Here is a 13391-nt window from a genome sequence, read left to right as displayed (position 1 = left end):
CCGAAGCGCGACGCGCGAACGCGCGGCGGGAAACCCGTCGGCCAGAACCTGGACACCACGTGCGAGAGACAAGGGAAATGCGCGGGCGCAACGAGCCGCAGCGCACCCGGATGCATGCCGCACCGATTCGTGATCCGCCCGGTTCTGCTGTGTCGTGCCGTGCTGTGCCGGGTCGGCTCGCGCAAACGTTTTACATCGGCAGCGAAGCTCAATGTAGTTCAGGTCCCGGAGAAGCGCAAAAGATTTGCGCGGTGCGGCAGGCGGCGCAGGGGGCGCTTTCGCGGGCGGCTCGGGTCACTGTGACCCGAGACTCGCGCTGTTCGTGTGCCTTCCCTGTGCCGCTCCTGTGCCCGCTCCTGTGCCGTCCCCGCGCCTGCCATCTGCCATCCCCGCGCGGTTCACGATTTGTTACGCATTTGTCGCCCCCCCATTCCGGCGTGCCACGGATACGCCGGCATTCTCATGTACCATCGGCGCGAACACGCCGGCGCGCGCGCGTCGGCACCGCCGCGCGCACCACCTCGCTCCTGAAACCTGCCGACCGTCACCCGCTGCGATGAAGTCTCCCTCCGGCCGCAAACCCGTTCGTCTCGTCGCACGCTTCGTCGCGATCTCCTGGCGGGATCTCGCGGTATCGTTCGGACCCATCGCGCTGCTGGCGGTCGCCGCGGTCTGGCTCGCCGTGCGGCTGATCCAGCCGGCGCCGCCCGACACGCTGACGATCACCGCCGGCCCCGAGGGCAGTTCGTTCTGGAATGCCGCGCAGAAATACAAGGCGATTCTCGCGCGCAACGGCATCACGCTGAAGGTGCTGACATCCGAGGGCTCGGACGAGAATCTGCGGCGCCTCGCGGATCCTCACAGCCACGTCGACGTCGGTTTCGTGCAGGACGGCATCGCGCCCGCCGCGGACCGCGCCGGCCTGATGTCGCTCGGCAGCGTCGCCTATGTGCCGCTCGCGATCTTCTATCACGGCCCCGTCGTCACGCGGCTGTCCGGTTTCAGGGGCAAGCGTCTGGCGATCGGCGCGCAGGGCAGCGGCACGCGCGCCCTCGCGCTTGCGCTGCTGAAGGCGAACGGCATCGAGCCGGGCGGCTCGACCACGCTGCTGCCGCTGTCCGGCGACGCCGCCGCCGATGCGCTGATTTCCGGCAAGGTCGACGCCGCATTCCTGACGGGCGACTCCGCGCAGCCGCCGGTGATGGGCCGGCTCTACCGGACGCCGAACGTACGCTTCTACAACTTCACCCAGGCCGAAGCCTATGCGCGCCGCTTTCCCTATCTGACCCAGGTGCACATTCCGATGGGCGCCTTCGATCTCGGCGCGAACCTGCCGTCCGCGCCGATCGAGATGGTCGCGCCGACCGAGGAGCTGGTCGCGCGCGACTCGCTGCATCCGGCGCTGTCGGACCTGCTGATCGAGGCGGCTCGCGAAGTGCACGGCAAGGCAGGCGTACTGCAGCGGGCCGGCGAATTCCCCGCGCCGCTCGCGCGCGACTTCCCGATCAGCGACGACGCCGCGCGTTACTACAAGTCCGGCAAGAGCTTCCTGTACCGGACGCTGCCGTTCTGGATCGCGAGCCTCGTCGACCGGCTGCTGGTGGTGGTCGTGCCGCTCGTGGTGGTGCTGGTGCCGGCGCTGCGCGTCGTGCCGTCGCTGTACGCGTGGCGGGTGCGCTCGCGCATCTATCGCTGGTACGGCGGGCTGATCGCAATCGAGCGCGGCGCGCTCAGCGACGCGAGTGCGAGCGAGCGCGAAGCACTGGTGCGGCGCCTCGACGCGATCGAGGAATCGGTCAACGGGCTGAAGATGCCGCTCGCCTACGCCGACCAGTTCTATGTGCTGCGCGAGCATATCGGCTTCGTGCGCGAGCGGCTCACGCAAGGCCGCGAGACGACCCGCGCGCGGGCGCGCGCGGCGGCCCACGCGCCGGCCGGCGCCCACGCGGCGCCCGATGTGTCCGATGTGTCCGATGTGTCGGACGCGCCCGATGCGCCCGATGCGCCCGCTGCGCCGGACCCCGTCGGGTCGAGAAGCGACTGACCCGGGCAGCCCACCGCCGCGCCGCCTCACCCGCGCGCGCAACCCGATCTCGCAAGACCCTCGCAAGCGGCTGCCGCATTGCGTAAGATCACGTCAAAACCAGGCGATGCGGTGCGAATCGGTACGCCGCGGCCGCCCAATCCAGGCATTCCGGGAGTTCCCTCATGACCGATGGCATCGACGTCACCCGCCCGCTGTGGTTCTACGACTTCGTCTCGCCGTTCACGTACCTGCTGCTCGAACAGTATGAGAAATGGCCGGGCTTCCCGTTCGGCTTCACGCCGGTCGCGCTGAACGACCTGTATCAGCAGTGGGGCCAGCGGCCGTCGTACAGCATTCCGGCCAAGCGCGTGTACATGTACCGTCACGCGCTGTTTCGCGCGGACCAGCTCGGCATTCCGTTCCGCATGCCGCCGGCCCATCCGTTCGATTCGGACAAGGCGCTGCGGCTCGCGGTCGCGGCCAAAGCCGACGTGCCGACGGTGCGCGAGATGTTCCGCTTCATCTGGCGCGAGGGCCGCGATCCGTCGAGCGAGGCGGGCTTTGCCGCGCTGTGCGAGCGCATCGGCGTGCCCGACGGCCCCGCCTTGATCGAGCGCGAAGACGTGAAGGCGCAACTGCGCCGCAATACGGCCGACGCGCTCGCGCTCGGCGTATTCGGCGTGCCGACCTTCTGGCTCAACAAGCAGTTGTTCTGGGGCGAAGACGCGCTGCCGATGGTGCTGTATTGCGCGCGCACGCCGAACTGGCTCGAATCGAAGGAAGTGAAGCGGATCAGCACGCTGCCGGCCAGCGCGACGCCCTGAGCAGCGCATCGGGTGACGCCTCGCACGACGCCCTGAGCAGCCCGCCCGGCTGCGCGCGGACCCCGGGTCCGCGCGCAGCGGCAGCCGGGTCCGGCGCCGCTTGATCCCGGTCATAGCGCGTCCGCTATGGCCAATGGGGTACAAAGAGGCCTAAGGTATAGGCTTCGCACCTGCTTCGCTCCCGTTGCGCGCACGATTCGCGCACCCGCTCACCCGCGCAACCCCGCACCCGGGGCCGCCAGCCGAACCGGAGCCGTTGCCCCCAGCCAAGATGGACGACACCGCCGCCACCCTCGATATCTGGCTCGTACGCGTGCTGCGTACGCTGCTCGTCGAGCGCAGCGTCACCCAGACGGCGCTGCGCCTGAACCAGACGCAGCCCGCGATCAGCACCGCGCTGCGCAAGCTGCGCGAGACCCTGAACGACCCGATCCTCGTGCGCGGCAAGGCCGGCATGGTGCCGACCGAGTACGGCGAGTCGCTGCTCGAATCGGCGCAGCGCGTGCTGCGCGACGTCGATTTCGTCGCCACGCCGCACGGCGAGTTCGATCCGGGCCGCTCGCGGCGCATCTTCCGCGTCGCCGCGCCGGATTACCTGAACGACTTCTTCATGCCGACCGTGATCGCGCGCTTTCGCGAAGCCGCGCCGTACGCGCGGCTCGAAATCGATTCGCTGAATCCGACGCTCGATCACACCGCCGCGCTCGATCGCGGCGAACTGGATCTGGTGATCGGCAACTGGCCGAAGCCCGACCCGCGCTTCGCGCGCAGCGACCTGTTCTCGGATACGGTGGTCTGCATGATGCGCGCGGATCATCCGCTCGCGCGCGCGCCGCTCACGCGCGAGACCTACCTCGCCGCGCCGCATCTGGCGCCGACGCCCTACAGCGGCGCGCGCGTCGGCGCGATCGACGTGGGCTTCGCGCGGGCGCGCGCGGACCGGCACATCGTGATGACGCTGCCGTATTTCGGGCTCGTGCCGCAGGTGCTGCTGCAATCCGATCTGATCTTCACGACGACGCGCCGCTTTGCGATCCACTACGCCGGCATGCTGCCGCTCGCGGTCGTCGACGTGCCGATTCCGTTTCCGCGCATCCGTTCCTATCAGCTCTGGCATATGCAGGCGGACCGGCCAAGCGACCTCGCGTGGCTGCGGGCGCTGATGGCCGAGGTATCGGATGCGCTCGTCGCACAGCGGCCGCGGCGCGCAAAGCGCGCCACGCGTGAAAGCCTGAAAACCTGAAAGCCTGAAAACGACACCGGCCGCGAAAGCGGCCGGAGCAGTAGCAGTAGCAGTAGCAGTAGCAGTAGCAGTAGCAGTAGCAGTAGCAGTAGCAGTAGCAGTAGCAGTAGCAGTAGCAGTAGCAGTAGCAGTAGCAGTACATGCGAGCGCACCCGGCGCCGCCCGTGTGGCCGGCTCAGGCGTTCGCGCACAACGCGCGCGGCGGCGCCGCGCAGCCACGCTGGCGCGTGCGCACCTGCAGCAGCTCCGCGCACACCGCCACTGCAATCGACGGCGGCGCCTTGTCGACGATCCCCGCCACGCCGATCGGGCAGACGATTTCGGCCAGCCGCTCCGCGTCGACCCCGCGCTCCAGCAGCCTGCGTTCGAACTTCACGCGCTTGGTCTTCGAGCCGATCAGCCCGAAGTACGCAAAGTCGCGCCGCCGCATGATGCGCTCGGTCAGCGTGAAATCGAGCGCGTGGTTATGCGTCATCACCAGAAAGTACGCGCCGGGCGGCGCCGTGTCGACGATCGCCTCGGGCGTGTCGGTGGGCTCGAGCTGCACGTTTGCCGGCACTTCGTCGGGAAACAGCTCGTCGCGCTCGTCGACCCACTGGACCACGCACGGCAGTTGCCCGAGCAGCGCGATCAGCGCGTGGCCGACGTGCCCCGCGCCGAACAGCACCACGTGCAGCGGCGCGGGACGCGAGGCCGCATGGCCGCTGCGCCTGCCCACCTGAATGAAGCTTTCCGTATTCATCGCCATGCTCCGCCCGTGTGCGCCTAGCGCGCCGCCGCCGGCACGCGCGGCGTGTCGTCCGCGCCGGCGTTGCGCACGGCGCGCACCGCGCGCAGGATTTCCCCGGCGGTCGCCGGCGCGTTCAGCGGCGGGTTGACCTTGTAGTCGGCGACGCTCGCCACCGCGTCGCGAATCGCGAAGAACACCGAGAACGGCAGCAGCAGCGGCGGCTCGCCGGTCGCCTTAGAGCGATGGATGCTGTCCTCCGCGTTGCGGTTCCTGAACAGGCGCACGTCGAAGATCGGCGGCGTGTCGTTGACGGTCGGAATCTTGTACGTCGACGGCGCGTGCGTCATCAGCTTGCCGCCCGGGTTCCACCACAACTCCTCGGTCGTGAGCCAGCCCATCCCCTGGATGAAGCCGCCCTCGACCTGGCCCACGTCGAGCGCCGGATTCAGCGACGCGCCGACGTCGTGCAGCGCGTCCGCGCGCAGCACGCGCATTTCTCCGGTGAGCGTGTCGATCACCACTTCGGACACCGCCGCGCCATACGAGTAGTAGTAGAACGGGCGGCCCTGCAGCTTCGACTGGTCCCAGTAGAGCTTCGGCGTCGCGTAGAAGCCGTCGGACCACAGCTGCACGCGCGCGACGTAGGCCTTCGCGATCACTTCCTCGAACGGCACCACTGCGTCGCCGACGCGCACGTTGTCGTACGCGAAGCGCACGTCCGCGGCGCTCACCGCGCCCGCGCCGTAGCGCTCGGCGGCGAACGCGGCGAGCCGCTCGCGCAGCTGGCGCGCGGCGTCCTGTGCGGCCTTGCCGTTCAGGTCCGAGCCGGTCGACGCCGCGGTCGCCGACGTGTTCGCCACCTTGCTGGTGTCGGTCGCCGTGACCCGCACGCGCGCGAAGCTCACGCCGAGTTCGTGCGCGACGACCTGCGCGACCTTCGTGTTCAGCCCCTGCCCCATCTCGGTGCCGCCGTGATTCACGAGCACCGAGCCGTCCGTGTAGATGTGCACGAGCGCGCCGGCCTGGTTGAAGTGCGTGACGTTGAACGCAATGCCGAACTTCACCGGCGTGAGCGCGATGCCCTTCTTCAGCACGTCGTTGCGCGCGTTGAACTCGCGCACCGCGGCGCGGCGCGCGCGATAGCCGCTGGTCGCCTCGAGCTCGTCGATCAGCTCGTGGATCACGTTGTCCTCGACGACCTGCCCGTACGGCGTCTGGTTGCGCTCGGTCTTGCCGTACAGGTTGCGGCGGCGCACGTCGAGCGAATCGACGTCGAGCGCGCGCGCGACGTTGTCGATGATGTACTCGATCGCGAACGCCCCCTGCGGGCCGCCGAAGCCGCGGAACGCGGTGTTCGACTGCGTGTTGGTCTTGCCGCAGAAGCCGTCGATCGATACGTCGGGCAGCCAGTACGCGTTGTCGAAGTGGCACACCGCGCGCGTCATCACCGGGCCGGACAGGTCGGCCGAGTACCCGCAGCGCGAGGTCATGTCGACCGTCACGCCTTCGATCAGGCCCGTGTCGTCGAAGCCCACTTCATAGCGGTAGTGGAAATCGTGCCGCTTGCCGGTGATCATCATGTCGTCGTCGCGGTCCGGACGCAGCTTGACCGGGCACAGCAGCTTCCACGCGGCGACCGCCGCGCAGCACGCGAACAGCGCCGACTGCGATTCCTTGCCGCCGAAGCCGCCGCCCATCCGGCGGCACTCGATCAGCACGTTGTGCGACGGCACATGCAGCGCGTGCGCGACCGCGTGCTGCATTTCGGTCGGGTGCTGCGTCGAGCAGTAGACATGGATGCCGTCGTCGTCCTTCGGCACCGCATACGAAATCTGGCCTTCGAGGTAGAACTGCTCCTGGCCGCCGAGCAGCATCTCGCCGGCATCGTGATGCGCGGCGCGGGCAATCTTCGCGCCGGCGTCGCCGCGCGCGAGGTGCATCGGCGGCAGCACCGACTGGTTCGCCGCGCGCGCGCCCTGTGCGGTGAGGATGGCGGGCAGTTCCTCGTACGCGACGTCGGCGCGTCGCGCCGCGAGCCGCGCGATCTCGTGCGAGGTCGCGACGACGATGAACATCGGCTGGCCGACGTACTGCACGAGCGTATCGGCCAGAATCGGGTCGTCGCCGTGGATGATCGGGCCGAGGTCGTTCACGCCCGGGATGTCGCCCGCAGTCAGCACCGCGACGACGCCCGGCGTCGCGCGCACCTTGTCGAGCGACATCGACACGATCTTCGCATGCGCTTTCGTCGACAGGCCGAGCGCCGCGTGCAGCGTGCCGGCGAGCACCGGAATGTCGTCGGTGTAGGTGGCGCGGCCGCTCACATGCAGATGCGCGGATTCGTGCGGACGCGACACGTGCACCTGGGTAAAGTCCTCGCGCTCCTGGGCGTCTTTCAGGAACGGTTCTGCTTGCTGGTTCATTCGAATGGTTCTCCCGTATCCGGATAACGGCGCAGCGGACTGCGTCAGGCGCTTGCGGCTTCGACCGCGCGCACGTCGAGCGCACCCGGCAAAAGCGGATTGTGCGGGCGCGTTTCGAGCCAGAAGCGGTAGAGCGTGTTCTTCGCCGCTTCGAGCCGGTAGTCGCTGGTCGCGCGCATGTCGGTGAGCGGCGCGTAGTCCTCGCCGAGCGCGATCATGGCGGCCTGGGCGGTCGCCTCGTGCCATTCGGCGTCGCCCAGCACGGCTTCGGCGCGGCTCGCGCGCTTCGGCGTCGCGGCCATCCCGCCGAACGCGATGCGCGGCTCGCGGATCACGCTGCCGTCCGCGATGAACGAGAACGCCGCGCACACCGCCGAGATGTCCGAATCGAAACGCTTCGACAGCTTGTAGGTGCGGAACTGCAGATTGCGGCGCGCGCCGGTGCGCGTCGGCACCTTCAGGCCGACGACGAATTCGTGCTCGGCCATGTCCTTCTTCTGGTACGCGAGGTACAGGTCTTCGAGCGGCATCTCGCGCTCGATGTCGCCGCCGCGCACGATCACGCGCGCGCCGAGCGCGATCAGCCCCGGCATCGAATCGCCGATCGGCGAGCCGTTCGCGATGTTGCCGCCCAGCGTGCCGGCGTTGCGGATCGGCAGCGACGCAAAGCGCTTCCACATCTGCGCGAGCTCGGGATAGGGCTGCGCGAGCGCCGCGTAGGCCGTCTCGACGGTCACGCCCGCGCCGATCGAGATCCATTCGTCGCTCACGTCGACGCGCTGCAGTTCGTCGATCTGCCCGACGTAGACGATGTCGCCGAGCGCGCGCATCTGCTTGGTCACCCACAGGCCGATGTCGGTGCTGCCCGCGAGAATGCGCGTCGCCGGCTGCGCGGCCTTGATCTGCGCGAGCGCCGCGGTGCTGCGCGGCGCGTCGAAGCGCTGGCCGGCGTGCTCGTAGTGGAACGTGTCGCTGCGCGCCAGCGTCGCGAGCGTCGCCGACAGCGCGGCGACGTCGAGCGGCGCGCGCGGCGCGGGCGCGTCGAACATCCGCACCGCGGCGTCGACGATCGGCCGGTAGCCGGTGCAGCGGCACAGGTTGCCGGTCAGCGCGTCGCTGATCTCGTCGCGCGCGGGCCCCGTGCGGTTCGCGCACTGATGCTCGTGGCCATGCTTTTCGTAGAGCGCCCACATCGACATCACGAAGCCCGGCGTGCAGAAGCCGCACTGCGAGCCGTGGCAGTCGACCATCGCCTGCTGCACCGGGTGCAGCGAGCCGTCCGGCTGGCGCAGATCCTCGACCGTGAAGAGCGCGCGGCCGTCGAGCGTCGGCAGGAACTGGATGCACGCGTTGACCGCCTTGAAGTCGACGCCGCCGGCCGCGTTGCGCTCGCCGAGCACCACCGTGCACGCGCCGCAATCGCCTTCCGCACAGCCCTCCTTCGTGCCGGTGCAGCGCGCGTCTTCGCGCAGATACTGCAGCACGGTGCGGGTAACGGGCGCATCGGCGATTTCACGAATCGCGTTGCGGTGATAAAAGCGGATCGGCTGGCTCATCTGGCTTGACTCCCGGTTGTTCTGGATCCGCGTGCGGACCTTTCTGCAGTGACGGTTCGAAAGCTATCACTGTCAATCAATGCAACCCATAGCCCGAATCGCATGCGGGACATATCGTCGCAACGATATGCCGGCGGGCGTTGCCGCACGCGGACAGACCCTTCCGGCGGCGGCTTTACCGTATTCTGGCCGCATCTGCGGCAAAGCGGTCAATCCGTCGCAGGATACCGGCTGCGTTATTAAGCAGGTCCTGCACGCGAAACGGTTCCATGGGACAATCACGCGCTTCCCGCCGATTTCAAGTCTGGTTTTCCCCATGTCCGCCGACTCCGCCTCTTCGCGCAGCGAATTCGCCACTACCTTACAGATCGTTCAGGTCGTCTTTTTCACGTTTATCTGCTATCTGGCGATCGGCCTGCCGCTCGCGGTGCTGCCGGGCTACGTGCACGACGATCTGGGCTTCAGCACGGTGATGGCCGGCGCGGCGATCAGCATCCAGTATCTCGCGACGCTCGCGTCGCGCGCGCTGGCCGGCCGCACGGCCGACACGCTCGGGCCGAAGCGCACGGTCGCGCTCGGGCTGATCGGCTGCGGCGCGAGCGGCGCGCTGCTGCTGCTCGCGGCGCTCGCCGGCCACTGGCCCGAGCTCAGCCTGACGCTGCTCGCGATGAGCCGGCTCGTGCTCGGCTGCGGCGAAAGCCTGTGCGGCACCGGCGCGATCCTGTGGGGGATCGGCCGCGTCGGCGTCTCGCACAACGCGAAGGTGATCTCGTGGAACGGCATCGCGACCTATGGCGCGCTCGCGATCGGCGCGCCGCTCGGCGTGGCGATCGCGCGCACGCTCGGCTTCGCGACGCTCGGCATCGTCGTGATCGCGCTCGCGGCGCTCGGCTACCGCCTCACGCGGGCGATCGAAGCGGTGCCGATCGTGCATGGCGAACGGATGTCGTACCGCAGCGTGTTCATGCGGGTGCTGCCGCACGGCTTGGGGCTCGCGCTCGGCTCGGCCGGTTTCGGCTCGATCGCGACGTTCATCACGCTGTTCTACGCGGCGCGGCACTGGCCGAACGCGGCGCTGTCGCTGACGGTGTTCGGCACGATGTTCATCGGCGCGCGGCTGCTGTTTGCCAATACGATCAAGCGCTACGGCGGCTTTCGCGTGGCGATTGCGTGTTTTTCGTGCGAATGCGTCGGCCTGCTGATGCTGTGGCTCGCGCCGCTGCCGCACGTCGCGCTCGCCGGCGCCGCGCTGACGGGCTTCGGCTTCGCGCTGGTATTTCCGGCGCTCGGCGTCGAGGCGGTCGGGCTCGTGCCGCCGGCCAGCCGCGGCGCGGCGCTGTCGGCGTACTCGGTGTTTCTCGACCTGTCGCTCGGGATCACCGGACCGCTTGCCGGCTATGTGGCGGGCGCGTTCGGCTACGGTTCGGTGTTCCTGTTCGCGGCGCTCGCGTGCGCCGCCGCGGTCGCGCTGTCGACCGCGCTGTATCTGCGCCATCACCGCGCGCCGGGCGCACCGGCGGGAATCTGAACGGGCGGCGGGCGAGTTGCCCCGGATTGCCCGGGATCGGGATTGCCGCGGATTGCGCCGGGAGTGCGCCGGGAGTGCCTGGCATTGCCTGGCATCGCGCCGGGATTGGGCCGGGATTGGGCCGGGATTGGGCCGGGATTGGGCCGGGATTGGGCCGGGATTGGGCCGGGATTGGGCCGGGGTTGGGCCGGGATTGGGCCGGGATTGGGCCGGGATTGGGCCGGGATTGGGCCGGGATTGGGCCGGGGTTGGGCCGGGATTGGGCCGGGATTGGGCCGGGATTGCCCGGATTGCCCGGATTGCCCGGATTGCCCGGATTGCCCGGAGTGCCGCCCAAACCGGCCTAGACTATCGGCACGCCCCCTCGCCGCCGGAGTCGCCGATGCGCATGATCCTGTTCAGCAGCCGCCAGTACGACATCGACACCTTCCGCGAAGCCAACGCTGCGTTCGGCTTCGACCTGCACTTCCAGGAATCGCGCCTCGACGACGAAACCGCAGTGCTCGCGGACGGCTTCGACGTGGTCTGCCCGTTCGTCAACGACAGCGTCGACGCCGCGGTGCTCACGCGCCTGCGCGAGGGCGGCGCGCGGCTGATCGCGCTGCGCTCGGCCGGCTTCAATCACGTGGATCTGGGCGCCGCGCAGCGGCTCGGCCTGCCGGTTGCGCGCGTGCCGGCGTACTCGCCGCACGCGGTCGCCGAGCACGCAGCGGGGCTGATTCTCGCGCTCAACCGTCGCCTGCCGCGCGCCGCGGCGCGCACCCGCGAAGGCGACTTCTCGCTGCACGGACTGCTCGGCTTCGACCTGCACGGCAAGTGCGTCGGCATCGTCGGCACCGGGATCATCGGCCGCGTGTTCGGCCGGATCATGGCGGGCTTCGGCATGCAGATCCTTGCCTGCGATCCCGGCACGCCCGCCGCCGACCTGCTCGCGCTCGGCGCGCGCTACGTGCCGCTCGATACGCTGCTCGCGCAAGCGGACATCGTCAGCCTGCACTGCCCGCTGGTGCCGGCCACCCATCATCTGATCGACGCGGGCGCGCTCGCGAAAATGAAGCGCGGCGCGATGCTGATCAATACCGGGCGCGGCGGACTCGTCGAAAGCAACGCGCTGGTCGGCGCGCTCAAGAGCGGCCAGCTCGGCCATCTGGGCCTCGACGTGTACGAGGAGGAAGGCGGCCTTTTCTTCGAGGATCACTCGAATTTGCCGCTGCAGGACGACGTGCTCGCGCGCCTGCTGATGTTCCCGAACGTGATCGTGACCGCGCACCAGGCGTTTTTCACGCGCGAGGCGATGAACGAGATCGCGCAGACCACGCTCGGCAACGTCGCCGCGTGGCAGCACGGCAACGCGCGCCATCTCGTCGCGCCGCGCGGCTAGCGCGCGTCGCCGCCGTGGATCTGCCTGATCAGCGTGCGGGCGTCGTCGGCAGCGCCGCACACTTCGCGCAGCAGCACGGCCTCGCGCTCGTGCACTTCGACCGGGAACCAGCGCGCGCCCGCCTCGGCCATGTAGCGCGCGCGATGCTGGCCGTTGCGAAACGCGACGACGCCGATCTTCTCGATGCCGAGCCAGCCGGTCAGCCCGGCCGCGCGGCGCGTCGTCACGGTGACGTATGGCATCGGCGGGATGCGCGGATTGGCCGGATCGAGAAATTCGCGAATCCCGCGCACCTTGCCGGCGTGCCACTCGCTCACCGGCCGCAGCACGTAGTCGGTTTCGTCGCGATCCGCGCATTCGAGCAGCTTGCGCGCGTCGACCAGCACGACCTGATGCCGGGAGCCGTCGTTGACGAAGACGCGCTTCAGCCGGACATGGTCGTACCACGGATGCTCGTGCAGCGGCACGATCCAGAGGGTCTCTGCGATAGGCAAGTCGGGACTCGGGGCGGACGAGGACATGAAAGGAGCGGAAGACACAGGCGCAAGAAAAGGTGGACGCGGTGGACGCGGTGGAAGCCGTGGACGCGCGACGAGGCCGAAAAGCCGACTACGCTAAATCCCGTTCGTGAAGAAAATGTGACACAAAGCAAGATTCACGCCGCATAAATCCGCTTGAAGCCTTCTGAGGCCGTCTGAGACTGCTCGAACCCGCCTGAGCCCGGCGAAACCCGGAGAGCCTGACCGCGCCGTTTCACCGCCGCGCCACCACTGCCACCACTGCCACCACTGCCACCACTGCCACCACTGCGGAGACATCATGACCCTCATCTCCTTCGGCGAACATGTCCGCATCGAGGCATGCGCCGCCGTCGCCACGATCGTGCTGGAGCGCCCCGCGTGCCGCAACGCGGTGGACCGGCCGACGGCTGACGCGCTCAGCGCCGCGTTTCGCCGCTTCGAGGCGCAGCCGGACTGGCGCGCCGCGGTCCTGTTTGGTGCAGGCGGCACCTTTTGCGCCGGCGCCGACCTCGGTGCGCTCGACGACGCGCAGCGCCGCAACGAACTGCACGCCGACGGCAGCGGTCCCGGACCCATGGGACCGACCCGCATGGCGTTCACGAAACCGGTCGTCGCCGCCATTGCAGGATACGCCGTGGCAGGCGGGCTGGAACTGGCGGCGATGTGCGATCTGCGCGTCGTCGAGCAGGATGCGGTGCTCGGGGTGTTCTGCCGCCGCGTCGGCATCCCGCTGATCGACGGCGGCACGATCCGGCTGCCGCGGCTCATCGGGCTGTCGCGCGCGCTCGACCTGATCCTGACCGGACGGCCGCTCGGCGCCGACGAAGCGCTCGCGTTCGGCCTCGCGAACCGCGTCGTGCCGGTAGGCGACGCGCGCGTCGAAGCCGAGCGACTCGCCGCGCAGCTCGCGGCGTTTCCGCAGGCGGCGCTGCTCGCGGATCGCCGCTCGGCACTGGAAAACAGTCCGCTCGACGATCTGCCGGAAGCGTTGCGGCGCGAAGGCGCGGGCGGCCATGCCGCGGTCTTCGCGGACGGCCTCGCGCTCGCGCGGCGCTTCGCCGGCGGCGCAGGCCGCCACGGCGACCCGCTCGGCGCGCAGGACGACATGCCGGATCGCCCGCAAGATCGCCCGCAAGACCGCGCGCCGGACTGAATTCGG

General features: G+C 69.3%; 10 protein-coding genes. 6 read left to right on the top strand and 4 right to left on the bottom strand.

Features of this window, described 5'->3' with window-relative positions; translation table 11 throughout:
* Positions 1-556 precede the first annotated feature (556 nt).
* The 3 genes from AC3AP7_RS02230 to AC3AP7_RS02220 all read left to right on the top strand — a co-directional run bounded on the left by AC3AP7_RS02230 (position 557) and on the right by AC3AP7_RS02220 (position 4093).
* On the top strand, positions 557-2044 hold the full coding sequence (locus tag AC3AP7_RS02230; protein ID WP_475765997.1) for a TAXI family TRAP transporter solute-binding subunit: 1488 nt from the start codon (positions 557-559) through the stop codon (positions 2042-2044).
* Between the two features lie 164 nt (positions 2045-2208).
* A complete protein-coding gene (locus tag AC3AP7_RS02225) occupies positions 2209-2850 on the top strand; it encodes a 2-hydroxychromene-2-carboxylate isomerase (RefSeq protein ID WP_475765999.1) in 642 nt (213 codons plus the stop codon).
* Positions 2851-3121: 271 nt separating this feature from the next.
* On the top strand, positions 3122-4093 hold the full coding sequence (locus tag AC3AP7_RS02220; RefSeq protein WP_475766001.1) for a LysR family transcriptional regulator: 972 nt from the start codon (positions 3122-3124) through the stop codon (positions 4091-4093).
* A gap of 175 nt (positions 4094-4268) precedes the next feature.
* On the opposite strand, the gene xdhC is transcribed toward AC3AP7_RS02220, so the two are convergent.
* Genes xdhC through xdhA form a run of 3 tightly spaced genes read right to left on the bottom strand, consistent with a single transcriptional unit; the run spans position 4269 to position 8802 of the window.
* A complete protein-coding gene (gene xdhC / locus AC3AP7_RS02215; RefSeq protein ID WP_475766003.1) occupies positions 4269-4835 on the bottom strand; it encodes a xanthine dehydrogenase accessory protein XdhC in 567 nt (188 codons plus the stop codon).
* A 23-nt stretch (positions 4836-4858) separates the two neighbouring features.
* Positions 4859-7246, bottom strand: coding sequence for a xanthine dehydrogenase molybdopterin binding subunit (xdhB, locus tag AC3AP7_RS02210; protein WP_475766005.1), 2388 nt, complete (start codon positions 7244-7246; stop codon positions 4859-4861).
* A gap of 44 nt (positions 7247-7290) precedes the next feature.
* Positions 7291-8802, bottom strand: a complete 1512-nt coding sequence (gene xdhA, locus AC3AP7_RS02205; RefSeq protein WP_475766007.1) for a xanthine dehydrogenase small subunit — start codon at positions 8800-8802, stop codon at positions 7291-7293.
* A gap of 316 nt (positions 8803-9118) precedes the next feature.
* Here xdhA and AC3AP7_RS02200 point away from each other — a divergent pair, with 316 nt between their 5' ends.
* Together AC3AP7_RS02200 and AC3AP7_RS02195 are read left to right on the top strand one after the other, a co-directional pair.
* On the top strand, positions 9119-10330 hold the full coding sequence (locus AC3AP7_RS02200) for an MFS transporter (RefSeq protein ID WP_475766009.1): 1212 nt from the start codon (positions 9119-9121) through the stop codon (positions 10328-10330).
* Positions 10331-10712: 382 nt separating this feature from the next.
* Positions 10713-11711: a 2-hydroxyacid dehydrogenase gene (locus AC3AP7_RS02195; protein ID WP_475766011.1), complete on the top strand. Its 999-nt coding sequence runs from the start codon at positions 10713-10715 to the stop codon at positions 11709-11711.
* Here the strand turns inward: AC3AP7_RS02195 and AC3AP7_RS02190 are convergent.
* Positions 11708-12232, bottom strand: a complete 525-nt coding sequence (locus tag AC3AP7_RS02190; RefSeq protein ID WP_475766012.1) for a plasmid fertility inhibition factor family protein — start codon at positions 12230-12232, stop codon at positions 11708-11710. The genes AC3AP7_RS02195 and AC3AP7_RS02190 overlap by 4 nt on opposite strands.
* Positions 12233-12530: 298 nt before the next feature.
* Between AC3AP7_RS02190 and AC3AP7_RS02185 the strand changes: the two genes are divergently transcribed.
* On the top strand, positions 12531-13385 hold the full coding sequence (locus AC3AP7_RS02185; RefSeq protein WP_475766014.1) for a crotonase/enoyl-CoA hydratase family protein: 855 nt from the start codon (positions 12531-12533) through the stop codon (positions 13383-13385).
* Positions 13386-13391: the final 6 nt, after the last annotated feature.

Source organism: Paraburkholderia sp. PAMB 6770 (assembly GCF_057748135.1).
This window is presented reverse-complemented; position numbering and strand designations above follow the sequence as displayed.